The organism is Variovorax sp. P1_H2 (assembly GCF_056405295.1).
On record NZ_JBFUCJ010000016.1, the window covers coordinates 50,827 to 74,594 of the forward strand.

Sequence of the window (23,768 nt, forward strand, 5' to 3'; positions counted from 1 at the left end):
GCCCAGTCAAGGGGCACGCCGTGCCGGCGATTTCCACAGGGGCGAAGCCAGGGACGCCGAGCGTGACATCTGCCCGGGTCAAGCATCTACTCGGCGACTGAATCCGATATCCAGCTCATGCACCGCACCGCACTCGTCCTCTTCTCCGGTGGCCAGGACTCCACCACCTGCCTCGCCGATGCCCTCGCCAAGTACGAGCGCGTCGAAACCATCGGCTTCGACTACGGCCAGCGCCACCGGGTCGAGCTCGACGCGCGGCTCGCGGTGCTGGCGCGCCTGCGCGAGCGCTTCCCGCAATGGGCGCCGCGGCTGGGCGACGACCACCTGCTGTCGGTCGACGTGCTGGGCCAGGTCAGCGCCTCCTCGCTGACGCAGGACATCGCCTTCGAGATGCAGGCCAACGGCTTGCCCAACACCTTCGTGCCGGGCCGCAACCTGATGTTCCTGACGCTGGCCGGCGCGCTCGCCTACCGGCGCGGCCTGGAGGTGATCGTCACCGGCGTCTGCGAGACCGACTTCTCGGGCTATCCCGATTGCCGCGACGACACCATGAAAGCCATGCAGGTCGCGCTCACGCTGGGCATGGACCGGCGCTTCGTGATCGAGACGCCGCTGATGTGGATCGACAAGGCCGCGACCTGGGCCCTTGCGCACCGGCTCGGCGGCGCTGCCCTGGTCGACTTGATCGTGGAGGACACCCACACCTGCTACCTGGGCGACCGCACGCAGCGCCACGCCTGGGGCTACGGCTGCGGCAGCTGCCCGGCCTGCGAATTGCGGGCGCGGGGCTGGGAGCGCTACGTGGCCTCGACCCTGTAGCGCGCGTCCGCGCCTTCGGCTTGCGGAACCAGCGTCCAGCGGCGCTGGTGGTGGTCGCCGACCGAGGGCCGGTGCGCGATCGACACCATCGCCCCGCCCGCGGCATGGACCATCGCGGCCAGCCGCTTGTAGAGCGTGTTCTCGCTGTCGGCATCGAGCGCGCTGGTGGCCTCGTCGGCGAACAGCCAGGCCGGCTTGCGCAGCAGCACGCGGGCGATCGCCAGGCGCTGCTGTTCGCCGCCCGAGAGCTTCTGGCTCCAGGCATCGCGGTCGTCGAGCCGAGCCGCAAGGTCGGGCAGCAGTGCATCGTTCAGAGCCTGCACCAGCTGCGCGTCGGTGAACTTCCCGGCCGGTTGCGGATAGGCCAGCGCATCGCGCAGCCGGCCGTCCGGCACATAGGGCCGCTGCGGGATGAACATGGTGTTGTCGGGCATCGAGACCCGGCCCTTCGCAAACGGCCAGATGCCGGCGAAGGCCCTGAAGAGGGTCGACTTGCCGCTGCCCGAGGGGCCTTGCAGCATCACGGTGTCGCCGGGATGGACGGCGAGCGCGGCCCCGTCGATGAGGCGCGCGCCATCGGGCAGGGTGACGCCGAAGCCATCGGCGCGCAGCCCCTTGGCGTTGTCCGCCGGTGCGCGCTCGAGCGCGCTGGTGGCGCCGGCATTGGCCCGCATCGCGGCCTCGAAGGAGCTCAGCCGGTCGGCGGTGGCGCGCCAGACGGCCACGCGGTCGTAGTTGTCGACGAACCAGCTCAGCGAGTCCTGCACCCGGCCGAAGGCCGAGTTGACCTGCATCAGCTGGCCGAGCTGGATCGCGCCGCTGAAGAAGCGCGGCGCCTGCACGATGAAGGCGAAGATCACCGAGGCCTGGCCGAACGAGGCCGTGAAGGCCACCAGGTTCTTCTGCTTCCTGATCAGCTGCAGGTAGTTCATGAGCACGGCGCCGAAGCGCAGCTGCAGCTGGCCGTGCTCGACCTGCTCGCCGCGGTCGAGCGCGATGGCTTCGCTGTACTCGCGCACCCGCACCAGGTGATGGCGGAAGTCGGCCTCGTAGCGCTGTTGCTGGAAGTTCAGGCCGATCAGCGGGCGGCCGATGTAGTGGGTGATGACCGTGCCGGCCGCGCAGTAGACCAGCGCGATCCAGACCATCGAGCCGGGCACCGAGAAGCTGTGGCCGAGGAGCGTGAAGTCCGCCACGCCGCTGAGGCCCCACAGGATGCCGATGAAGCTCACCAGCGTGACCACCGCATTGAGCAGCCCCATCGACAGCGTCATCGTGTAGTCGGTGAAGAGCTGCATGTCTTCCTGGATGCGCTGGTCGGGGTTGTCCGGCGACAGGCCGTCCTGCTGGCCGTAGCGCGCGAGCTCGAGGCGGTAGAAGGTGCGGTCGGCCATCCAGCGCTGCAGGTAGCTGCGGGTCATCCAGGCGCGCCAGCGCAGCTGCAGCAGCTGGGTCAGGTAGAACTTGAGGATCGCGATCGCGATGAAGCCGGCCGCGATCCAGCAGAAATAGACGATCTCGCGCCAGAAGACCGCCTGGTCCTTGTTCTGCAGCGCGTCGTAGAAGCGCGCGTACCACTGGTTGTTGAGCACCAGCATGTAGACCACGCCGAGGTTGAGCGCCACGATCGCCGCCAGCAGGCCGCGGGCCTTCCATTTCTCCTCGGAATTGAAATAGGGCGCCGCCAGCGCGCCGATGCGGCGCAGGGTGGTCAGCATGCTCTTGGAACCGGTGCTTGCAGTCATGGCGTGGGAGTGGGTTCACGCCTGGGGGCGGCGCGTTGCTTTCATCCTAAACCCACTCGGGCGCGCTTTCTTAAGCGGCGCTGAAATCCGGGGCCGGCTGACAAACGCCTGTCACATCGGCTGCCGATGATTCACGGCTTTCGTGCATCGGCGCGCGCCGCCTTGCATCTGTCCGTCCCGCTCGAGGAAATCCCATGTTGCGTCGCACCTTCCAAACCCTTCTGCCTGCCGTCCTGCTGGGCCTCGGCGCCGGCGCCATCGCGCAGGGCCGCACCGAACTGCTGGTCTACACCGCGCTGGAGGCCGACCAGGTGCAGGCCTACAAGGCCGCCTTCGAGAAGGACAACCCCTCGATCGAACTCAAGTTCGTGCGCGACTCGACCGGCATCGTCACCGCCAAGCTGCTGGCCGAGAAGGCCAATCCGCAGGCCGACGTCGTCTGGGGCCTGGCCGCCACCTCGCTGATGCTGCTCGACAAGGAGGGCATGCTCCAGCCCTACGCGCCCAAGGGCCTCGAAGCCGTCAAGCCGACCATGCGCGACAGCGCCAATCCGCCCAAGTGGGTCGGAATGGACGTCTGGTCGTCCGCCATCTGCTTCAACACCGTCGAGGCGCAGAAGAAGAATCTGCCGAAGCCCACGCGCTGGGCCGATCTGACGAACCCCGTCTACAAAGGCCAGATCACGATGCCGAACCCGGCCGCTTCGGGCACCGGCTACCTCATGGTCTCGGGCTGGATCCAGATGATGGGCGAGCCCAAGGCGTGGCAGTACATGGACGCGCTGCACCAGAACATCGGCATCTACAGCCAGTCGGGCAGCAAGCCCTGCCGCCAGGCCGGCGCTGGCGAGTTCGCGCTCGGCATGTCCTTCGAATACCGCGCCAACAAGACCAAGCGCGACGGCGCGCCGATCGACATCGTGCTGCCCACGGAAGGCCTGGGCTGGGACATGGAGGCCACCGGCATCATGAAGACGACCAGGAAGCCCGACGCCGCGAAGGCGCTGGCCGACTGGGCCGTGACGAAACAGGCCAACGAGCTCTACGCGAAGAACTTCGCGGTGCTCGCGCTGCCGGGCATCCAGGAGAAGCTGGAATTCGTGCCGGGCGACGTCGAGAAGCTGCTGGCCAAGAACGACTTCGACTGGGCCGCCGCCAACCGCGACCGCATCCTGGCCGAATGGTCGAAGCGCTACGAATCGAAGTCGGAAAAGAAGGCGCCGCCGCAGTAAGGCCTCCCGCATGACCGCCTACCTCTCCCTGCGCGGCATCGGCAAGTCCTTCGGTGCCAGCCGCGTGCTCGACGGCATCGACCTCGACGTCGAGGCCGGCGAGTTCGTCTGCCTGCTCGGACCCTCGGGCTGCGGCAAGACGACGCTGCTGCGCATCGTCTGCGGCATCGAGCGTGCGGACCGCGGCCGGCTGCTGCTGAACGGCCAGGACATCGCGGGCCTGCCGCCCGCTGCGCGCGGCTTCGGCGTGGTGTTCCAGTCCTATGCCTTGTTCCCGAATCTCACGGCGGCGCAGAACATCGCCTACGGTTTGCATCCCACGGGTGCGCTGGCGCGCGAGATGGCCAGGCGTTCGCGCGAGATGCTCGACCTGGTCGGCCTCGCCGCCCATGCCGACAAGTACCCGGTGCAGCTGTCGGGCGGCCAGCAGCAGCGCGTGGCACTGGCCCGCGCGCTGGCGCCCAATCCGCGCCTCCTGCTGCTCGACGAGCCCCTGTCCGCGCTCGACGCGCAGGTGCGCGCCAGCCTGCGCAGCGAAATCCGTGCGCTGCAGAAGCGGCTCGGCATCGTGACGATCATGGTCACGCACGACCAGGAGGAAGCGCTGTCGATGGCCGACCGCGTGGTGCTGATGCACGACGGCCGCATCGAGCAGGCCGGCACGCCCGGCGAGCTCTACCACCGGCCGCGCACCCGCTTCGTCGCCGGCTTTGTCGGCCGCATGAACATGCTGCCGGCCACCGTGCTGGCGGGCGACCGGGTGCGGGTGCGCGACAGCGAGCTGCATTGCGCGCCCGGTGCGCTGCAGGTGGGCGCGCAAGCGACGGTCGGCATCCGGCCCGAGCAGGTGGTCGTGCGGCGCTTCGGCGACGCGGTGGGTGCCAACAGCTTCGCCGCCCGCCTGCTCGACACCGAGTTCCTCGGCCACCGCACGGCCGCACGGCTGGCCTGCGAGCCGCTCGGCATCGAGATCGAGGCCGAACTGCCGCCCGAGCACCGGGTCGCCGAAGCACTGGCGCCCAGCAGCATGGTGCACATCGAGCTGCCGCAGCACGCGCTGTCGGTGCTGGCGCGTTGAAGGGCCTCGACCGCGAACGCTGGCTGACCGGGGCCGGCGTCTGGCTGGCGCTCGCGACGCTGCTCGTGATCGTCGCGCTGCCGGTGGCGGCGCTGGTGGGACAGAGCTTCTTCGACCGCGCCGGCGCCTTCGTCGGGCTGGCCAACTTCGCGCGCTATCTCGACAATCCGGCACTGGTGCAGTCGGCCTTCAACAGCGTCTGGCTGGCCGCGCTGAGCGCCGTGATCTGCACCGCCGTCGCCTATGTCTACGCCTACGGGCTCACGCTCTCGTGCATGCGCGGCAAGGGCCTGCTGCGCGCCATTGCGCTGCTGCCGCTGCTGGCGCCTTCACTGCTGCCGGCGATCAGCCTGATCTACCTGTTCGGCAACCAGGGCGTGTTCAAGGACTGGCTCGGGGGCGTCTCGATCTACGGGCCGCTGGGCATCGTGCTGGGCTCGGTCTTCTGGACCTTGCCGCATGCGCTGCTGATCCTGACCACCGCGATGGCAACTTCGGACGGCCGGTTGTACGAGGCGGCCCAGACGCTCGGTGCTTCGCGCTGGCGCATCTTCCGCACCGTGACCCTGCCGGCCTCGCGCTACGGACTCATCGTGGCCTGCATGGTGGTCTTCGTGCTGGTCGTCACCGACTTCGGCGTGCCCAAGGTGGTGGGCGGCCAGACCGGCGTCCTGGCCACCGATATCTACAAGCAGGTGGTCGGCCAGCAGAACTTCCAGATCGGCGCCGTGGTCGGCTTCGTGTTGCTGATCCCGGCCGTGCTGTCCTTCGGGGTCGAACGCCGCATGCGGCGGCGGCAGGCGGCCGCGATGTCGGCGCGCGCGACGCCGCACCGTCCCGAACCGGCGCCGCTGCGCGATCGCTTGCTGTTCGCCGCCTGCCTGCTGGTGGCCGCCGGGATCGTCCTGATGATCGGGATGGCGGTGTTCGCATCGCTCGCCACCTACTGGCCCTACCGGCTCGCGCCCTCGCTCAAGAACTACGACTTCGGCAACATGGACGGCGGCGGCTGGGGCAGCTATGTCAACTCGCTGAAACTGGGCCTGGGCGCCGCGGCGGCCGGCGCCGTCGCCACCTTCCTCTCGGCCTACCTGGTCGAGAAGCCGCGCCGCTTCGGCCTGCTGCGCGAGGCGCTCAACCTGCTGGCCAACCTGCCGCTCGCGGTGCCCGGCCTGGTGCTGGGCGTGGGCTACATCTTTTTCTTCAACGCACCGTCCAATCCGCTCAGGGGGATCTATGGCGGGATGGCGATCCTGATCGTCTGCACCGTGGCGCACTTCTTCTCGGTGGCGCACCTCGCCTCGCTCACGGCGCTGCGCCAACTCGACCATGAGTACGAGCGGGTTGCGGAGTCGATGGGCGTGCCCTTCTGGCGCACGCTGTGGCGGGTGCACCTGCCGGTGGCGCTGCCGACGGTGCTGCAGGTCGGCGGCTACTTCTTCGTCAATGCGATGACGACCGTCTCGGCGGTGGTGTTCCTGTATTCGCCGCAGACCACGCTGGCCGCGATCGCGGTGCTGAACATGGACGACGCGGGCGACGTGGCGCCGGCCGCGGCCATGGCTTCGCTGATCATGCTCACGGCGGCGGTCGGCCGCGGCCTGTTCGCGCTCGCCGGCCGCGCGGTGCTGGCGCGGACCCAGGGCTGGCGCAGCCGCTAGAGCCGATGGAAGTCAGCGCGGATTGCTGATGCCGCTGGCCACGTGCCCCGAGGGCACATGGCGCGCTGCCGCATCGACATGGCCGGTCTGGTCGTCGAAGAAGAAATCGGGCTCGAACTCGCGCAGGAACTCGCCCTTGGGCAGGCCGCCGAGAAACATCGCCTCGTCGACCTTGATGTTCCAGTTCATCAGCGTGCGGATCGCGCGCTCGTGCGCTGGCGCGCTGCGCGCCGTGACCAGCGCGGTGCGGATGCGCATCTCGGGGCTGCTGGCCTGCTGCAGCCGGTGCAGCGCCGCCAGCAGCGGCTTGAACGGCCCTTCGGGCAGCGGCAGCCCGGCCTTGGAGGACTCATGCTGCTGGAAGGCGTCGAGCCCCTCGGCCTGGAAGACGCGCTCGGCCTCGTCGCTGAACAGCACCGCATCGCCGTCGAAGGCGATGCGCACTTCGTTCGGATAGGCGTTGCTCGCATGCACCGACTCGACCAGCACGCGGGCCGCGGGAAAGCCGGCGACCAACGCCTCGCGAACGTCATCGGCGTTGACCGAGAGGAAGAGGTGGGCGCGCAGCGGCCGCAGGTAGCCGAAGGGCGGCCGGCCCTGCGTGAAGACGCCCCGCTGCAGCGAGATGCCGTTGGCCACGCCCGAGCGGAACACCCGCATGCCCGACACCGGATCGTTGCGCGACAGGATCACGACCTCGACCCGCTGCTGGCCGCCTTCGTTGAAGCGCAGCAGCTTGCGCACCAGCGAATAGGCGATGCCCGGCTGGGCCGGCACGTCGAGCCGCTCGAGCTGCAGCTTCATGTAGCCGGCGTCGTCGCCGGATTCGAAGATGCGGTTTTCTTCCTCGAGGTTGAACAGGGCGCGCGAGGAGATCGCCACCACCAGCTTGTCATCGAGGTTCATGCTCGCCCCCAGGTTGGCTCACTTCGTGTAGCCGCCCACCCCCTGCCGGGGGTGCAGTCGGCGGCCCGGCAAAGCCGGTTCCGCGGCTGCCCACGAACGGCCGCGCTGCGCGCAGCCGGAGAACAGACCAGCGCCAGTATTCCGGCCGACGCAGCCAGGCCCGTTGGTGAAACACCGCGGAACCGGCTTTGCCGGGCCGCTGGTGTTGCCCCCGGCAGGGGGTGGGCGCCCGGACACGAAGTGCCGGGCAACCTGGGGGCGAGCGTCATTTCACGAATTGATTGAGCTGGATGATCGGCATCAGCACCGCGAGCACGATCAGCATCACGACGCCGCCCATCGCCACGATCAAGAGCGGCTCCAGGATGGTCGCCAGGTGCATCGCGCGGCGCTGCACTTCGGCGCCGAGCTGGTTGGCGGCGCGCTGCAGCATCAGCGGCAGCGTGCCGGTCTGCTCGCCGAGTCGCGCGAACATCGAGACGATGCCGGGGAAGCGCTTCTTCTGCGCCAGCGCCGAGGCMAGCGGTGCGCCTTCGCGCACCAGCACCAGCGCGTCGAGCGCATCGGCTCGCATCGCGCTGTTGCTGAGCGTCTCGGAGGCCGCCTGCAGCGCGCGCAGGATCGGCACACCCGCGGTTGCCAGCATCGCCAGCGTGCTCGCGAAGCGCGCTGCGTTGTAGCCGCGCGCCAGCTTGCCGACCAGCGGCAGGTTGAGCCAGGCCGCATCGAAGCGCTCGCGGATGGCGGCGCGTGCGAGCGCCATCCGGGCGCCGATGAAAGCGATGACGACCGCCACCAGCATCAGCCAGCCGTAGTTGCGGACGAAGGCGCTCAGCGCCAGCATCGCGACCGTGAGGATCGGCAGCGCCCGCTTGGTGCCGGCGAAGACGTTGGCCACCTGCGGCACCACGTAGCTGACCAGGAAGACCACGATCACGATCGCCACCAGCGTCACGATCGCCGGATAGAGCGCCGCGCCGACCAGCTTCTGCTGCAGCGCCTGGCGCTGCTCGAGGTCGTCGGCCAGGCGCTCGAGCACCAGGCCCAGGTTGCCGCTCTGCTCGCCGGCGCCGATCACGGCGACGTAGATCGGCGAGAACTCGCGCGGATGCTGCGAGAGCGCACGGCCGAAGGGGGCGCCGGCATTGACTTCGGCGCGCAGCGAGGCCACCAGGTTGCGCTGCGCCACGGTCTCGGCCTCGTCGGTCAGCGCGGTCAGCGCGCGTTCGAGCGACAGGCCCGAGGACACCAGGCCCGCGATCTGCCGCGTCCAGACCGCCAGCGTGGTCGCGTTGAAGATCCGGCCGCCGCCGAGCAGGCGGCGCCAGCTGCGGGTTTCCGGCACGCCGCTCTCGACGCTGCCGACCACCGTCACCGACAGCGGGATCAGCGCCTGCGCGCGCAGCATCCCGCGCGCGCTGCGCGCGGTGTCGGCTTCGAGCACGCCCTTGCGGGCCTGGCCTTGGGAATCGATGGCTTCGAAGGAGTAGGCAGGCATGAGGACCGTCAGAAGAATGAATATGCGAATCCGCATTGTCGACGCTTGGCGAGTCTTTTTTGTCGGGCTGCTTCCCCACRATCCCGCCCGGTTCGTCCAGCCGCGAGGCGCTGTCCGTGGCGCGTGTCGATGTACTAGTGGTTAACACTGGACGCGATCTCATTGACCGGCAGAAAAGGTCGCACTTAGAATTTGCGCACAGGTTCAGATTTCAAGACCATCTGTGAGATGGCTTTGTCGCGCCTGTATGGTTTGCATCGTTCTCTTGCGGATTATTCCAATGGAGACAACTGTGCAACCCAACGCGATCAAGATCCGTGGCATCGACGATGTCATCGCCTACCTGGACTCACGCCAAGGCATCGTAGGCCGAGCTTCCACCATCTGGTGGTTGGCGCTGGGCGGATTGTTCCTCGATGCCTTTTCCAATTCCGCGCTGAGCGCTGGCCTCGGGCCTATGACGCGCGACCTTCATCTCACCGCCGGTCAGGTGGCGTTGATGACTTCGTTCGCCTCCTGGGTGGCCATCGTCTTCAACCCGGTTGGCGGCTGGATGGCGGACCGCTGGGGGCGCATCCGCCCGCTCGTGCTCGCCAAGTTCCTTGCCGTGGTTGGCGCCGTGCTGGTGGTGTTCGCTCCCAGCTTCGAGATGATCCTGGTCGGCCGCTTCTTCGTCGGCGCCGCCTACGGCATCGACTTCGCGATTGCCATGGCCGTGCTAGCGGAATTCACACCCGCAAAGCTGAAGAGCCGGCTCAACACCTGGCAGGGCATGTGGTACGCGGCGGTCTGCACCAATCTCCTTTTGGCGCTGCTGTTCTACTCCTGGGATGTAGGCGATTCGATCTGGCGCTATTCCGTGGCTGCCACTGCAGTTTTTGGCGTCACGATCCTCGCGCTGCAACTCGCGCTGCTGGTCGAGAGCCCCATCTGGCTCGCGCGAAAGGAGCGACTCGACGAAGYCGCGCGCGCCATGAGCCGCATCTACGGCGAGCTTTTCGTAGCCGCGCCGAAGTATGAGCGCATTCCGGTCATCAACCAGGCCCGTCGCGGTGCAGCCAACGTCCTGCTGATCTTTCGCGGCGCCTACCTGCCTCGCACGATCCTCGCGGCGACGGTGCAGATCGGTCAGTCGATCCAGTATTTCGCGGTGGGCTGGTACCTGCCGTTGATCAGCGCAACGCTGTTCGGCAAGGACTTCGCTCAAGCCACCATCGGCGCGCTCGCCTTCAATGTCTTCGGCATCTTCGGCGGCTTCCTGTCGCCATGGATCGGCCGCAAACTGGGCTTGCGCCGCGCTTCGGCCTTTGGATTCGCCATGGTGTTCCTTATGCTGCTGACGCTCGGCCTGTTCCACGGTCGCATGCCGCTGTGGCTGGCCGTGATCGTTCCTTCGCTCTTCATCCTCTTTCATTCGGGCGGTCCTGGCGCGAACGGCAAGAGCCTGTCGTCACTCTCGTTCCGCAGCGAATTGCGCGCGGGAGCCAACGGCATCATCGGCGCGCTGGGCTCAATCGGCGCGGCGCTCGGCTTGCTGGTCTTTCCGCTGTTCCGGGAGAAGTACGGCCTCGAACATACCTTCCTCATTCTCGCGGTCGTGCCGCTGGTCGCAAGCATCATCTGCTTTGCAATCCGCTGGGACCCGACGCGCACCACCATCAACCCGGACAACGAACCCGATGCACCTCAGTTCGACGAGGACAAGCAATCGAATGCCGAATCGCCGCAACTGGCCGCGGGGAGAGTGAACTGATGACGACCATTCAGGATGTGATCCTCTGCATCGACGAGGGCACCTCGGGGACGCGAGCGGCCATCGTCGGACGCGACGGTCACGTCTCATGCCTCGAGTACGCGCCGCTGCGGGTCGACACGCCGCGCTCCGGCGTGGTTGAGCAGGACGCCAACGCGATCCTCGACAAGACCATCGAGGTCTGCCGCGCCACTATCGCGCGTGCCCGATCGGAACGGCAACGCATTGTCGCGCTGGCCATTGCGACGCAGCGTTGTTCGGCCGTGCTCTGGGACACCCGCACCGGCCGCGCACTGGTGCCGGTCATGGTGTGGCAGGACACCCGCTACGTCAGTGAACTGGAGCAGCTTGCACCCGCCTGGGACAAGCTCCTGAAGGAGCAGATCGGCCGGCCGGTCGGGGTGCGTTCGCCCTACCTCTGGGCCACGCACCACATGCGCGAGACCGAGCCGGTTGCCCGCGCCCTCAAGGAGCGCCGCCTCGCCTTCGGAACCGTCGACAGCTGGTTGCTGTGGCACCTCTCGACGCAGCGCGCCTGTGTGACGACGCCGACCAACGTGACCTCCGGCAACGCCTACGTCATGGCCGAACACCGCTACCAGTCGGACTGGATCGATGCGCTCGGCTTTCCTCGAGAGCTGCTTCCCGAACTGCGTGAAGACGCGGATGACTTCGGCCGCACTCGCACCGAGCTGCTCGGCATCGACGTGCCCATCCTCGCTTGTGCCGGCGATCAGCATGCGGGCGCCATCGGCCTGGGCTGCCTCGACCGCGAGCAGGCCATGTGCGTCCACGGCACAGGCAGCTTCGTCGACGTGATCACCGGACCCGTGCTGCCTGTCCATGCAGGCCAGCATGACGGCACCCTCACCATGACAGCGCGGCGTGCGCACGGCGTTTCGCATTTCGCGGTGGAGACCTATGTGGCAACGACCGGCTCCGCGTTGAACTGGGTCTGCGAGAAACTGCAATGGTTCGACAACGCCGAGCAGATCAGCGCCATGGCCGCGACCGTCAGTTCATCTCGCGATGTCACCTTTGTTCCAACGCTGACCGGCCTGCGCGTCCCTGCCATGGAGCCCGGCGCGCGTGCGTCGCTGACTGGCATCTCGATGGCGACCACACGTGCCGAAGTCGCCCGGGCCATCCTCGAAGGCATCGCGCATTCGGTGGCGTCGTGCATCCAATCGAACCAGGCAGTTTCCGGGGTCAAGGTGTCCGAGTTGGTCGTGGGCGGCGGCCTCGCGGGCAGTTCCGCCCTGCTGCAGATACAGGCCGACCTGACCGGCATGCCGGTGCGGCGCATCAAGGAAACCGAGCGGGCCAGCCTGCGCGGCATTGCATTTCTTGCCGGTTCGTCCGGACTTCTGTGGGATTCGCTGCAGGAGGCCCGCGCCACGCTGACCACCGAGGCCGTGTTCGAGCCCGCGATCGAGCCTGAAGAACGCAGCGCTCGGCGCAGCCTGTGGCACGCCCGAGTGGCCTCGGAACTCGCGCACGTCCGAAATTTCAAGAACGCTACAGCTGGAGAGTTACCAAGATGATGGTTCTGCCATCCCTGTGGTCCGGCAAGGACCGGGCCGCGATGACAACCACCGAACCACTGCGGCTGAATCGGCAGGATCAGCTCACACGGCTCGCCGACGAGCACTTCGACATCGTGATCGTCGGCGGCGGCGTGACCGGCGCCTATGCGGCACTGGATGCCAGCTTGCGGGGCTATCGCGTGGCAATGGTCGAGAAGGATGACTTCGCCTTCGGCACCTCGTCGAAGTCCTCGAAGATGGTCCACGGAGGCCTGCGCTACATCGAACAGGGCAATCTGGGCCTGGTGCGCCACTCGTTGCTGGAGCGCCAGCGCCTGCGCCGCAACGCCAGGCACCTGGTGCAGCGCCTGCCGTTTCTCTTTCCTGTCATGGAGCGCGAAGGCGTCTTCGACAAGCGCCTGGCCAAGGCATTCGAGAGCTTGCTGTGGACCTACGACATCGCGGGCGGCTGGCGCGAAGGCATCCTTCACCAGAAGCTGACCAAGGCAGAGGTCCTGTCTCATTGCCCCACCTTCAAGGAAGAGCACCTGACGGGCGGCTTCATGTACTTCGACGCACGGGTGGACGACGCGCGGCTGACATTGAACATCGCGCGAACGGCCGCTTTCCATGGCGCCGTTGTCCTCAATCATTCAAAAGCCGTTGAAATCAGCCGTGATGCCCAAGGCAGGGTCGACGGCGTGATCGTCCAAGCTGATCGCCGCGAGATCCGCGCACGCGCAGGCGTCGTCATCATGGCCACCGGGGTCTGGCTGCGCGACTGGGACGGCCGCAAGAAGAACGACGCGCCAACGATGAACATCCGACCCGCGAAGGGCGTGCACGTGGCCATTCCCTGGTTGAAGATCCGGAATGACTGCACCGTGACCATACCGGTACCAGGCCGCAACCGGCGCGCAACCATCACGCGCTGGGGCAACGTCTCCTACCTCGGCACGACCGATGAAGACTATCAGGGCAATCTCGACGACGTGCACTGCACGCGCGAGGAACTCGACTTCCTGCTTGACGGTGCCCGGTCCGCACTGAAGACCGACCTTCGAGCGGAAGATGTGGTCGGCAGCATCGCCGGGTGCAGGCCGTTGGTCGCGCCGCCGGGCGGGAAGACGCTGGAGATAAAGCGCAACCACGAGATTCGCGTGGCGGCTGACGGCCTCGTGACCATCGTCGGTGGCAAGCTCACCACTTCGCGGCACATGGCCGAGCAGACCATTGATGCAGCCCAGAAAGTGATCGGCAAGCGCAACGCCTGCACGACCAAGTCGGCCTACCTTCTCGGGGCGGCCGGCTACGACGCCCAGGCGATCATGGCTTCGGGCGGCCTTTCGGCGCACCTGGGTGAGCGCTACGGCACCGAAGCACGCTTCGTCACTGACCTTCTTCATGAGGACACGAGCCTGCTCCGCCCCATTGTCGAAGGCCTGCCGTATTGCGAGGCGGAAGTCGTTTATGCGGTGCGGCACGAACTCGCTTGCACCGTCGATGACGTGTTGTCGCGGCGCATCCGTGGGCGGCTGATGGCGCGCGACGCCTCGGGCCGCGCAGCGGAGCGGGTCGGCGAAATCATTCAGGCCGAACTCGGCTTGTCCCCCGCGGACGCGGCGCAACAAGTAGCGAGTTACCGCGCCGCGATCGAGCACGAAAAATCCATTCTTATGGGAGAGAAGTAGATGATCAGCAAAGACGCAATTCAACGCGGCTACAACCGCCGCAACTACGTTGTCGGCGCCCACACGCCGCCGGCCTATGCCAAGACGATCACGGACACGGACGGCCCGCCCGGCTTGCAACGGGCGCCCGTCGCAGTGGCCTCGACGTACATCGATGCGCTCTGCAACGTCGCCGACGAAGTGCTTACCGACACTGGCAGTGTGGTGGTGTGGACGCGGGACTGGTGGGCCGGCTCGATGGTCTCGGAAACCGGAGGCAAGCCCGCGACGCCGCAGGCCGTGATCGTGCGAGTCTCAACCGTCGACCAGATCCAGGCGGTCATGCGCATTGCCAATGCAGCCTCGATTCCCGTCACCGTCTCGGCCGGTCGCAGCAACGTGACAGGCGCGGCGCTGCCGGTACGCGGCGGCATCGTGCTGGACGTGTGCGAGCTGAACAGGTTCATCGGCTTCGACGCCGGGAGTCAGATCGTGGAGGTGGAGGCCGGCATGTTCGGCGATGTCTTCGAGGAACTCATCCAACGCGAGCATGGCATGACGATGGGCCACTGGCCCTCATCCTTCGGCATCAGCACCGTCGGTGGCTGGGTCGCCTGCCGTGGCGCGGGTCAGTTGTCCACTCGTTATGGAAAGATAGAGGACATGGTGTTTGGCATGGACGTGGTGCTCGCCGACGGCAGCCTCGTCACGGTGGGTGGCTACTCGCGAGCGGCTGTGGGCTCTGACCTGCAGCAGCTCTTCATCGGATCAGAAGGCACCCTCGGCGTGATCGTCCGCGTGCGGCTGAAGCTGCATCGCCTGCCGGATTTCGGCCGAGCCATCGCCTACGGCTTCGACAGCTTCGCCATTGGCCTCGAAGCCTGTCGGGAGATCATGCAGCGCGGGGCCAACCCGGCAGCGCTGCGGCTCTATGACGCACTCGAAAGCCGGGTGCAGTTCAATCTCGACGACACGCATGTGCTGCTGATTGCCGACGAGGGCGCACCCGAGATGGTGGATGCGGTCATGGCCATCAGCGAACGCGTCTGCAAGGAGTTGGGCCGCGCGCTCGACGGCCCGGTTATCTTCGAGCGCTGGCTCGACACGCGCTACCTCACAGGCAAGAGCGCCGAGGGTTTCAAGCGCAGCCCCGGCTTCGTGGCCGACACCCTGGAGATGAGTGGCCGCTGGAGCGACCTGCCTGCCATCTATGACGAGGTCGTTGCGGCGATCAACGCGGTGCCCGGCACGCTCGCGGGCTCCGCGCACCAGTCGCACGCCTACGTGGACGGCGCCTGCCTCTACTTCTCGCTACGCGGCGAGGTGGAAGTCGAGAACCGCGCGCGCTGGTATCGTCAGGCTTGGGACGCCGCGAATGCGGTGCTGGTGCGCCACAATGCCGCATTGAGCCATCACCATGGCATCGGTTTGCTGCGGGCTCCATATATGGCTGAATCGCTGGGCAGCGCATTCCATGTTCTCCAGGCCCTCAAACGCACACTCGATCCGAAGAACATCCTGAACCCCGGCAAGCTCGGTCTGAGCGACAAGCTGCCCGATACCGAAGACTGAGTTTCATCGAATGGACCGCTCCCTTGGCGCGCGCCTTGCGCGGCATCCGATCATCGCGACGCTCTATGGGGCGGAGCAGATCGACGCCTTCATCGACAGTGCCACCGAAATCGCCATCGTTGCGAACGTGGAACTGCGCAAGCTGCACGGCGTGGTGGCGGCTATCACTCGTGCCGACAAAATCTGTATCGTGAACATCGACAGTTGCGATGGCATTTCGCAGGACAAGGGCGGCGTGGAGTACTTGGCCGAAATTGGCGCGACCAGCCTGGTTTCCACCCGCATCGCGACCATACAGCGGGCCAACCGGGCGGGTCTTCTCACGATGCAAAAGGTATTTGTCACCGACCGATCGACCTGGCCACGAAGCGTCAAGGCGCTCGCGCAGAGCGATCCGAATCTCGTTCAGCTCATGCCGGCACCGATGCTGTCGCACATTTCCGCCAAGGAGCGCAATGCGCTGCCGCCCATCGTGGCATCGGGTTTCGTCGGCAGCCTGAATGATGTTCGCAGCGCGCTGGCAGCCGGGGCAGTGGCTGTTTCGACGAGCGACGCCGCGATATGGAACCTCGACACCAAGGCCGTCATCGCCGGTTGATTCCGTTTGTGCCTGCGGGCGCTAATCCCTCGTCACGCGAAGCAGCTCGGCGCGCGAGCTGATGCCGGCCTGGACCAGCCGCTCGCCGTCCTCGCGCATCGAGCGCAGTCCGCCGCGCTCGGCGGCCACGAAGAGCTGGCTCTCGGGCGCCCGGTTGTGGATCAGCGACTGCACCGTCTCGTCGGCCACCAGCAGCTCGAAGATGCCGGTGCGCCCCTGGTAGCCGGTGTGGCCGCAGGCGTCGCAGCCCACGGGCTGCGCCTCGTGGCCGGCGGCCGGCGAACACACCGGGCACAGCTTGCGCACCAGCCGCTGGGCCAGCACGCCGAGCAGCGAGGAGCTCAGCAGGAAGGGCTCGACGCCCATGTCGGTCAGCCGCGTCACGGCGCTGACCGAGTCGTTGGTGTGCAGCGTGGCCAGCACCAGGTGGCCGGTGAGCGACGCCTGGATCGCGATCTGCGCGGTCTCGAAGTCGCGGATCTCGCCGATCATGATGACGTCCGGGTCTTGCCGCAGGATCGCGCGCAGCGCCTTGGCGAAGGTCAGGTCGATCTTGGCGTTGACCTGGGTCTGGCCGACCCCCGGCAGTTCGTACTCGATCGGGTCCTCGACCGTCATGATGTTGCTGCTGCTGGCATCGAGCCGGCTCAGCGCGGCATACAGCGTGGTGGTCTTGCCCGAGCCGGTCGGGCCGGTCACCAGGATGATCCCGTGCGGCTGGCCGATCAGCTGCTCGAAGCGCGCCAGCGTGTCGCCCTGCATGCCGACCGATTCGAGCGTGAGCTTGCTCTCGGACTTGTCGAGCAGCCGCAGCACGGCGCGTTCGCCATGCGCCGAGGGCAGGGTCGAGACCCGGACGTCGACCGCGCGGGTGCCGATGCGCAGGCTGATGCGCCCGTCCTGCGGCAGCCGCTTCTCGGCGATGTCGAGATCGGCCATGATCTTCAGCCGCGAGATCAGCGCCGCGTGCAGTGCGCGGTTCGGCTGCACCACTTCGCGCAGCGTGCCGTCGATCCGGAAGCGCACCGAGGAGGTCCGCTCGTAGGGTTCGATGTGGATGTCGCTGGCGCCGTCGCGCGCCGCCTGCGTCAGCAGGGCGTTGAGCATGCGGATGATCGGCGCATCGCCGGCCGACTCGAGCAGGTCCTCGACCGCGGGCAGCTCCTGCATCATGCGCGAGAGATCGGCATCGCCCTGGACTTCGCTGACCACCGCGGCGGCGTTCGATTCGCCTTTCGCGTAGGCCGCGCTGATGCGTTGCGCGAGCTGCTCGGGCGCCAGCGGCTCGAAGGTCTTCACCGGGAACTTGCGCAGCACCTCGCCCAGGCCGCTGCGCGGCGGCACCTTCGGCATGCAGAGCGTGAGGCTGCCGTCGTCGGCCTCTTCCAGCAGCAGTTGCTGGCTGCGGGCGAAGGCGTAGGGAAGGGGATAGCGCACGGCCGGAACCTAGGGCAGCTCGCGCGTCGTCGACGGATCGGCGGTCGGCGGCAGCGCGCCCTTCAGGGGCGCCGGGCGCAGCGCGCGCGTGTCGCTCGGCGTCAGCGGCGGCGGCACCAGGCGCGTGCCCTCGCCGCGGGCGGCGGCGGCCGCCGGCGTCAGCGGTGGCAGCGGCGGCAGCACGCCGGAGTCTTCCACGCCGCGCAGGAAGATGTTCTTGTCCGGCTGCGACGTCTGCTGCAGGCCGCGGATCGCGTCGTAGCGGTCGAAAGCCAGCTGGTCGCTGGTGGCGGTGTCGCGCACCACCACCGGGCGCAGGAACACCATCAGGTTGGTCTTCTTGCGCGAGCGGGTCTCGCTCTTGAACAGATTGCCGATGATCGGGATGTCGCCGGCCAGCGGGATCTTCTCGATCGCGTTGGAGTACTCGTCCTGCAGCAGGCCGCCCAGCACGATGATGCTGCCGTCCTCGACCTGCACGTTCGACTCGATGCTGCGCTTGTTGGTGGTCGGGCCGTTGACATTGTTGACGGTGCTGGCCTGGATGGTCGAAACCTCCTGGAACACCTGCAGCCTGACGCTGTTGTTCTCGTTGATCTGCGGCCGCACGCGCAGCGTCAGGCCGACGTCCTTGCGCTCGATGGTCTGGAACGGATTGACCGAGCCGCTGGCCGCGCCGGTGTTGGTGAACTGGCCGGTCAGGAAGGGCACGTTCTGGCCGATCACGATCTTGGCTTCCTCGTTGTCGAGCGTCAGCAGGTTGGGCGTCGACAGCACGTTGCCCTCGGCATTGTTCTCGAGGAAGCGGGCCAGGAAGCTCAGGATGTACTGGCCGCCGTAGTTGCGGCCGATGCCGAAGTTGAAGCCGGTCGAGGGCCGGGTCGCGGTGTTGCCGGTGGCGAGGCCCACCGCCAGGTCGATGATGTTGGCGCCGGCCAGGTTCGAGTTGGTGCCGAGCGCGGCCACGTTGCGGTCGCCGCTGTTGCCGATGCCTGTCTGCCACTGGATGCCGAACTCGGCCGCCTTGTCGGCATTGACCTCGACGATCAGGCTCTCGACCATCACCTGCGCGCGCTTGCCGTCGAGCCGGTCGATCACGGCCCGCATCTGCCGGTATTGCGGTTCGGGCGCGGTGATGATCAGCGAGTTGGTCGATGGGTCGGCCTGGATCTGGCCCCCCGTGGACGGTGTGTTGGCGCTGCTGAGCGGCGTGGTCGCGGCCGTGCTGCCCTGCTGCTGGGGGTTCTGCAATGCTGCCGCCTGCAGGTTGGCCTGCGTGCCTTGGGTCGTCGTGCCGGTGCCGGTGCCGGTGCCGCCGCGCGCTTCGGCCGACATGGCCGCCCGCAGCGTGGTCGCCAGTTTCACCGCATCGGCGTTCTTGAGGTAGACCACGTAGACGTTGCCGGCCGCGCCGTTGGCGCTTTCCAGCGGGGCCCGGTCGAGCTTGGCCACCAGCGTGCGCACCAGCTGGGCCCGCGCCGGATTGGCTGCGCGCAGGATGATCGCGTTGCCGCGCGGCTCGGCCAAGAGCGTGGTGCGGAAGGAGGAATCGACCTGCCCCGGCGCCGCCGCGCCGGTCGCCGTGCTGCCGCCTTCGAGCAGCCGCGTCACCAGGGGCACCATGTCGGTGGCCACCGAATGCTGCAATGGAATGACCTCGATGTCGGAGGCGTTCGGGATGTCGAGCGCGGCCACGATGCGGGCCAGCCGCCGCATGTTCTCGGCGTAGTCGGTGATCACCAGCGAGTTGTTGCCGGGATTCACGTTGATCGTGTTGTTGGGCGCGATCAGCGGCCGCAGCACCGGCAGCAGGTTGTTGGCCGACTCGTAGTTGAGCTTGAAGATCTGCGTGACGATCTGGTTGCCGCTGAGGCTGGAGGTGGTCGGCGTCGACGTGGTCACGGTGTTGCTCTGCAGCTTGGCGTCGGCTTCGGGCACCACCTTGTAGAGGCCTTCGGACTGGACGATCGCGAAGCCCTGCAGGCGCAGCGCGGCGGCGAACTGGTTGAACGCCGCGGCCGGCTCGATCGCCCGGTCGGTCTGCAGCGTGATGGTGCCCTTGACGCGTGGGTCGACCACCACGTCGCGGCCGGTCACCACCGCCATGGTCCGCGCCACCGATTCGATTTCGGCGTTGCTGAAGTTCAGGGTGATCGGTTCGCCCCGGCGCAGCGCCTCCTGGGCGAAGGCGGAAGGAATGCAGGCCGCGATCAGCATCTGCGCTGCGAGCGCGATGGTGCCGAGGCGCATGCCGGCGGAAGACGTTGGCTTGTTCATGGTCAACCCAGTGTGATGAGCGAGCGCGCGCCGTCGCGTCGCCCGATGATATTCAACAAGTTCGAGAGCGCGGCTTCGCGTCCCGGCGCGGCGCTGGCCTCGCCGTCGAAGCGCATCGCCGTGCCGTTCCAGCGTCCGCTGCCGCTCAGTTGCAGGGCCCCTTCGCGGGTGGTCACGAGCACCGAGGGCACCGGCCCGCCCTCGAGCGCGATGCGGTAGCTGCCCATCGGCTTGAGGGTCGACAGGCTGGATGAGATGTCGGTGGCGTCCAGCGTCGCGCGTCCGGAGATTGTCAGCTTGGGGCCGCTCGAGCGCAGCACCAGGGCCTGCATCGACAGGTCGAGCACGCCTTCGAGCTTGAGCGTGTTCCAGGGGGCGCCGAAGCCGGCCAGCAGGGCCGCCGGCCAGCGGGACTGGCCGTCGCGCCATGCCAGCTCGAGGCCGTCCGCCCGCGGGCGGCCCATGAGCTCGAGCGGCTTCGCCGCACAGCAGGGGACGTCGAGCACCGCCGTGACGCCGTCCCAGCGTGGCCGCAGCGTCCAGCCCAGCTGCCCCGGCAGCGAGATCGACTCGGCGCCGCCGGCGCCGCTTGCGAACACGACGCCGGCAGTGCCGTTCCAGACCGTGCCGCGCGCGTTGACCAGCTGCAGGTGGCCATCGCTCCATTGCGCGAGACCGGCAGCGAGCCAGCGTGCCGGCGCGAAGGCGGCCAGCGCGAAGACGATGCCGATCAGCGCGCCGAGCAGGGCCCAGGGCCAGCCGGAGCCGGACGCGGAGCGGGGGGAGGTCTTCGACAGGGCCATGGGGCGCTCAGCGGGCCGGCAGGCCCATGACCAGCGTGCCGTCCCAGCGCACCCGGGGCGGTCCGGAAGCGGCGCCGGGTGGGGCGGCGCCAGTCTGTTGCGTGCTGCGTGTCAGGTGCACCTCGCGCGGCACGGCGCGGGCATTGCTGCGCGCCTGCGTGAAGAGTTCGGCGAGGGCGTCGGCCGGGGCGGCGCGCAAGGCGATCGTGACGTTCTCGCCGGCACCGGCGCCTTGAAGCTGCGCGTTCGCCCCGAGGTTCTGGCGCACCGAGGCTTCGAGGGCGCGCATCGCGTCGTCGCGATTGGCGCGCGGCTGCGACTGCAGGGCCTTGGCCTGGCGCTGCAGCGCGGTCATCTGCTGCAACTGGGCGTCGAGCCGTGCGTGTTCGGCCGGTGCGGCTGCCAGCGTGCCCAGCGCCGGCGCCAGCGCCAGCCACCAGGCGAGCGCCAGGGCGACCAGCGCCGCGGCGATCAGGATCATCCGCTGCTCGCGTGGCTCGAGCTCGGGCCACCAGGCCTGCCAGCGCGCTTCGAGGGATTCGAGCCATTTCATCGCAAGGCCTCCGCTTGCACCAGGAGCAGGTCGCCCTCACTGCGCGCAGCATAGCCGCGCGATGACAGCGCGCTCTTCACGGTCGAGAACTCGGACGCCGGCAGGCCGAGCCCCCGCAGCCGCAGCTGGCCGGCGCTGAAATCGATCGCCGTCGGCATGCGGCCCGGTGGCAGGCTGGCAGCCAAGGCGCCGAGCATGGGTTCGAGGTCGGATGCCGCGACCCCTCCCGTGGCCTGCTGAAGGGCCGCGACTTCGCGCGTCATCTGCAGCGGGGCGTCGACCACCAGCTGCACCGAGGGGAAGGTCTGGGTCAGCACCGCGCGCACCGCGCCGCGCTTGGCGTCGAGCGCGCTGCGCTCCTTCCAGGCCCAGGCGTTGAGGCCGATGAGCTGTGCCAGCACCAGCGCCAGCGCGCCCCAGCGAGCGGCTCGCCATCGGGTTCCGCGCCACAACGCGCGCGAGACCGCCGCCAGCTTCTTGCCGGCGCGGGCGCGGCCGGTCGACGCCAGGTCGAACTGCGCCAGGTCCCAGGGCGAACGGCTGGCCTGCAGCCATCGCGCGGCCGGCTTGATGATCGGCACCCGCCGTCCGAGCACGCTTTCGGCCAGTTCGGCGACCGCTGGCTCGGCCAGGGCGTTGGTGTCGGCGGCCAGCGGACCGGCCAGCGCGAGGCCGGAGGGATCGAGCGGCAGCGTGGCGACGCCTTCGGTGCCGCAGACCACGCACAGCGCTGCATCCGGTTCGCCGATCGCGAACACCATCGGCGGCGCGCCGGCCGGCTGGGGAGCGAACTCGGGAACGATCCGCGTGACGCGGCGGCCTGCGGCCTCCAGCGCCTGCACGGCGCTGCGCAGCCAGATGCGGTTGCAGGCCGCCACCCACACCGGCACGGCGACGCGAGCGCCGGGCTCGAGCGCGAAGTGGAGCGATTCGGGATCGTCGAGCAGCCGGTCTTCGAGCAGGCCGTTGAGCACCGAGCGCAGCCGTGCGGCGCCGCTCATGCTGCCCTGGGGCAGGGTGACCTGGTGCCACGAGAGCGCCGCCGCCGGCACCCCGAGGATGACTTCGTCGCTGCTGGGCAACAGGGCCGGCGCCGCGCTGCCCTGCGAACGCAGCTTGCGTCCGTCGCTCGACCAGACCGCCCAGCCGTACTCGGCAGCGGCTGTACCGGAGGAGAGAGGAATGGTTACAAGCAGCAGGGCCATGAAAAGAAGTAAAGGGTCGCTATTGTAGGAGACAGAGGTGTCGAGATGCTACAAATTTGATAGCATCTCACATAGGTACAACGGGCGCTGCGCTTATTTTTGACCCAATCGGGGCGAGGTGGGTGCCGCATCAGGATCTGGGCGGCGGCATCGTGGTGCCGGCGCCACGTTCTCGCCACACGATCCGGACATCGATGCCGTTGCGATGAAGCAGGGTTTGTTCCTCGACCCAGGTTCGGTCGATGCGCAGCCGCGCCCGGACTTCGAAGTAGTTGGTCGACACGCTGTGCTGCGCCGGCACCAGCTGCGCCGTGCCTTGCTGGATCAGCGCGCCGGCCTGGGCCAGATCCTTGAAATAGCCCTGGGCGCGCGCCGTGACCAGGCGCTTGGCGCCCGCCAGGTCCAGCTTGGGCGTGCTCGCGAAGATGGCTTCGGCGCTCGCGGTGTTGATGTTCAGCTGCGTGCGCGTCGGCAGCACCGTGACATAGGGTTCCAGCGCCGCCACCGTCGAGGGCGACAGGCCGAGCCAGACCAGCTGCGCCGTGCGCTGCGGCACCAGTGGTCCGGCGCTGCTGGCGGTGCTCGTCGGGGTGGCTTGCGGGGTGGCGGTGCCGCCGCTGGCGCTCGTCGTTGCCGAGGAATCGGCCGGCGCGCTGGCGCCGGCCGGCAGCGCGCGTTGCAGGTTGGCCGTCAGCAGCGACAGTTCCTCGGCCGGCAGCCCCAGCAGCTGGAACAGCTTGCTGAAGGCTTCCACCGATGCCGCGACGGGCTTGCCGCCCTCCACCAGGTTCAGGGCGTTGAGCTTCGACTGCGCATCGATGATGCGACCGGACAGGAAGGCCTCGGGCAGCCCTTCCAGCGCGTCGCTGGCGATGTTCTTGTCGGCCGCCAGGAAGGTGGTCAGCTTGGCTTCCTCGAGCGGCACCGCCCAGGGTTCGGCCAGGTGGTCGGCGCCGCTGCCGCTGCCGGCGGCACGGGCGTCCTCGCGCAGAATCAGCCGCGACCAGTCGAGCGCGCCGATCAGCACCCAGCCGGCCTGCGACCGCGCCCGTTCGGCGGCCTCGATCTCGGCCGAGCGCCATTGCTGCCAGAGCGCGGCCGCCGCGAAGGTCGCGACCAGCGTAACGGTCAGCATCGCCGTCAGCAGCGCTGCACCGAACTGACCCCCACGCTTCCCCACTGCGTGTGGGTCGCTGCCCCCCGGGGGGGCCGCAGGCCGCCTTGGGGCGGCCCGGCGCCGGCCTGGGCCCCCACGCTTCCCTACTGCGTGTGGGTCGCTGCCCCCCGGGGGGGCCGCAGGCCGCTTTGGGGCGGCCCGGCGCCGGCCTGGATTGCCCCCACGCTCCCCCACTGCGTGTGGGTCGCTGCCCCCCGGGGGGGGCGCAGGCCGCCTTGGGGCGGCCCGGCGCCGGCCTGAGCCCCCACGCTCCCCCAC

General features: G+C 68.2%; 18 protein-coding genes. 9 read left to right on the forward strand and 9 right to left on the reverse strand.

The features are described 5' to 3' along the window. Positions 1-117: 117 nt before the first annotated feature. Complete coding sequence (queC, locus tag AC1D2E_RS08450) at positions 118-819, forward strand: 7-cyano-7-deazaguanine synthase QueC (RefSeq protein WP_478196975.1); 702 nt, start codon at positions 118-120, stop codon at positions 817-819. On the opposite strand, the gene AC1D2E_RS08455 is transcribed toward queC, so the two are convergent. Further along, entirely contained in the window at positions 798-2,564 is a 1,767-nt protein-coding gene (locus AC1D2E_RS08455) for an ABC transporter ATP-binding protein/permease (protein ID WP_478196976.1), read from the reverse strand. The genes queC and AC1D2E_RS08455 overlap by 22 nt on opposite strands. A gap of 194 nt (positions 2,565-2,758) precedes the next feature. Here AC1D2E_RS08455 and AC1D2E_RS08460 point away from each other — a divergent pair, with 194 nt between their 5' ends. From AC1D2E_RS08460 to AC1D2E_RS08470, 3 genes are read left to right on the forward strand one after another with little or no spacing between them, the layout of a single operon-like run. Continuing rightward, positions 2,759-3,796 carry a putative 2-aminoethylphosphonate ABC transporter substrate-binding protein gene (locus AC1D2E_RS08460; protein ID WP_478196977.1) on the forward strand — a complete coding sequence of 346 codons (1,038 nt, stop codon included), beginning with the start codon at positions 2,759-2,761 and terminating at the stop codon, positions 3,794-3,796. A 10-nt stretch (positions 3,797-3,806) separates the two neighbouring features. After that, the gene (locus AC1D2E_RS08465) at positions 3,807-4,874 is read left to right on the forward strand and encodes a putative 2-aminoethylphosphonate ABC transporter ATP-binding protein (protein ID WP_478196978.1); all 1,068 of its coding nucleotides are present in this window, start codon (positions 3,807-3,809) and stop codon (positions 4,872-4,874) included. Then, entirely contained in the window at positions 4,871-6,535 is a 1,665-nt protein-coding gene (locus tag AC1D2E_RS08470) for a putative 2-aminoethylphosphonate ABC transporter permease subunit (RefSeq protein ID WP_478196979.1), read from the forward strand. Before AC1D2E_RS08465 ends, AC1D2E_RS08470 begins: the two co-directional genes overlap by 4 nt. 12 nt (positions 6,536-6,547) lie before the next feature. Here the strand turns inward: AC1D2E_RS08470 and AC1D2E_RS08475 are convergent, their stop codons facing one another. Continuing rightward, positions 6,548-7,441 (reverse strand): 5'-nucleotidase, encoded by an 894-nt coding sequence (locus tag AC1D2E_RS08475; RefSeq protein WP_478196980.1) that lies wholly within the window; start codon positions 7,439-7,441, stop codon positions 6,548-6,550. A gap of 265 nt (positions 7,442-7,706) precedes the next feature. Continuing rightward, positions 7,707-8,939 (reverse strand): type II secretion system inner membrane protein GspF, encoded by a 1,233-nt coding sequence (gspF, locus tag AC1D2E_RS08480; protein ID WP_478196981.1) that lies wholly within the window; start codon positions 8,937-8,939, stop codon positions 7,707-7,709. A gap of 292 nt (positions 8,940-9,231) precedes the next feature. Between gspF and AC1D2E_RS08485 the strand changes: the two genes are divergently transcribed. Genes AC1D2E_RS08485 through AC1D2E_RS08505 form a run of 5 tightly spaced genes read left to right on the forward strand, consistent with a single transcriptional unit; the run spans position 9,232 to position 16,058 of the window. Beyond that, on the forward strand, positions 9,232-10,692 hold the full coding sequence (locus AC1D2E_RS08485) for an MFS transporter (protein WP_478196982.1): 1,461 nt from the start codon (positions 9,232-9,234) through the stop codon (positions 10,690-10,692). Beyond that, complete coding sequence (locus AC1D2E_RS08490) at positions 10,692-12,236, forward strand: FGGY family carbohydrate kinase (RefSeq protein ID WP_478164796.1); 1,545 nt, start codon at positions 10,692-10,694, stop codon at positions 12,234-12,236. Before AC1D2E_RS08485 ends, AC1D2E_RS08490 begins: the two co-directional genes overlap by 1 nt. Further along, complete coding sequence (locus AC1D2E_RS08495) at positions 12,233-13,909, forward strand: glycerol-3-phosphate dehydrogenase/oxidase (protein WP_478196983.1); 1,677 nt, start codon at positions 12,233-12,235, stop codon at positions 13,907-13,909. Before AC1D2E_RS08490 ends, AC1D2E_RS08495 begins: the two co-directional genes overlap by 4 nt. Beyond that, a complete protein-coding gene (locus AC1D2E_RS08500) occupies positions 13,910-15,460 on the forward strand; it encodes an FAD-binding oxidoreductase (protein WP_478196984.1) in 1,551 nt (516 codons plus the stop codon). A gap of 10 nt (positions 15,461-15,470) precedes the next feature. Further along, positions 15,471-16,058: a glycerol-3-phosphate responsive antiterminator gene (locus tag AC1D2E_RS08505; protein ID WP_478196985.1), complete on the forward strand. Its 588-nt coding sequence runs from the start codon at positions 15,471-15,473 to the stop codon at positions 16,056-16,058. Between the two features lie 21 nt (positions 16,059-16,079). Here the strand turns inward: AC1D2E_RS08505 and gspE are convergent, their stop codons facing one another. The 6 genes from gspE to gspK form a co-directional block, all read right to left on the reverse strand. Continuing rightward, complete coding sequence (gspE, locus tag AC1D2E_RS08510; RefSeq protein ID WP_478196986.1) at positions 16,080-17,495, reverse strand: type II secretion system ATPase GspE; 1,416 nt, start codon at positions 17,493-17,495, stop codon at positions 16,080-16,082. Between the two features lie 9 nt (positions 17,496-17,504). Beyond that, positions 17,505-19,772: a type II secretion system secretin GspD gene (gene gspD / locus AC1D2E_RS08515; RefSeq protein WP_478196987.1), complete on the reverse strand. Its 2,268-nt coding sequence runs from the start codon at positions 19,770-19,772 to the stop codon at positions 17,505-17,507. A 2-nt stretch (positions 19,773-19,774) separates the two neighbouring features. Further along, positions 19,775-20,575, reverse strand: a complete 801-nt coding sequence (gspN, locus tag AC1D2E_RS08520; protein ID WP_478196988.1) for a type II secretion system protein N — start codon at positions 20,573-20,575, stop codon at positions 19,775-19,777. Between the two features lie 7 nt (positions 20,576-20,582). Then, entirely contained in the window at positions 20,583-21,128 is a 546-nt protein-coding gene (gene gspM, locus AC1D2E_RS08525; RefSeq protein ID WP_478196989.1) for a type II secretion system protein GspM, read from the reverse strand. Further along, complete coding sequence (gspL, locus tag AC1D2E_RS08530) at positions 21,125-22,333, reverse strand: type II secretion system protein GspL (protein WP_478196990.1); 1,209 nt, start codon at positions 22,331-22,333, stop codon at positions 21,125-21,127. Before gspL ends, gspM begins: the two co-directional genes overlap by 4 nt. Before the next feature lie 130 nt (positions 22,334-22,463). Beyond that, entirely contained in the window at positions 22,464-23,513 is a 1,050-nt protein-coding gene (gene gspK, locus AC1D2E_RS08535; RefSeq protein ID WP_478196991.1) for a type II secretion system minor pseudopilin GspK, read from the reverse strand. Positions 23,514-23,768: the final 255 nt, after the last annotated feature.

What these genes read in the sequence shown, in the direction of transcription:
- AC1D2E_RS08495 (WP_478196983.1), top strand. Translation starts at nt 12,233, where the DNA reads ATGATGGTTCTGCCATCCCTGTGGTCCGGCAAGGACCGGGCCGCGATG.
- AC1D2E_RS08505 (WP_478196985.1), top strand. Translation starts at nt 15,471, where the DNA reads ATGGACCGCTCCCTTGGCGCGCGCCTTGCGCGGCATCCGATCATCGCG.
- AC1D2E_RS08500 (WP_478196984.1), top strand. Translation starts at nt 13,910, where the DNA reads ATGATCAGCAAAGACGCAATTCAACGCGGCTACAACCGCCGCAACTAC.
- AC1D2E_RS08475 (WP_478196980.1), bottom strand. Translation starts at nt 7,441, where the DNA reads ATGAACCTCGATGACAAGCTGGTGGTGGCGATCTCCTCGCGCGCCCTG.
- AC1D2E_RS08460 (WP_478196977.1), top strand. Translation starts at nt 2,759, where the DNA reads ATGTTGCGTCGCACCTTCCAAACCCTTCTGCCTGCCGTCCTGCTGGGC.
- gspM (WP_478196989.1), bottom strand. Translation starts at nt 21,128, where the DNA reads ATGAAATGGCTCGAATCCCTCGAAGCGCGCTGGCAGGCCTGGTGGCCC.
- AC1D2E_RS08490 (WP_478164796.1), top strand. Translation starts at nt 10,692, where the DNA reads ATGACGACCATTCAGGATGTGATCCTCTGCATCGACGAGGGCACCTCG.
- gspL (WP_478196990.1), bottom strand. Translation starts at nt 22,333, where the DNA reads ATGGCCCTGCTGCTTGTAACCATTCCTCTCTCCTCCGGTACAGCCGCT.
- gspD (WP_478196987.1), bottom strand. Translation starts at nt 19,772, where the DNA reads ATGAACAAGCCAACGTCTTCCGCCGGCATGCGCCTCGGCACCATCGCG.
- gspN (WP_478196988.1), bottom strand. Translation starts at nt 20,575, where the DNA reads ATGGCCCTGTCGAAGACCTCCCCCCGCTCCGCGTCCGGCTCCGGCTGG.
- AC1D2E_RS08455 (WP_478196976.1), bottom strand. Translation starts at nt 2,564, where the DNA reads ATGACTGCAAGCACCGGTTCCAAGAGCATGCTGACCACCCTGCGCCGC.
- AC1D2E_RS08465 (WP_478196978.1), top strand. Translation starts at nt 3,807, where the DNA reads ATGACCGCCTACCTCTCCCTGCGCGGCATCGGCAAGTCCTTCGGTGCC.
- queC (WP_478196975.1), top strand. Translation starts at nt 118, where the DNA reads ATGCACCGCACCGCACTCGTCCTCTTCTCCGGTGGCCAGGACTCCACC.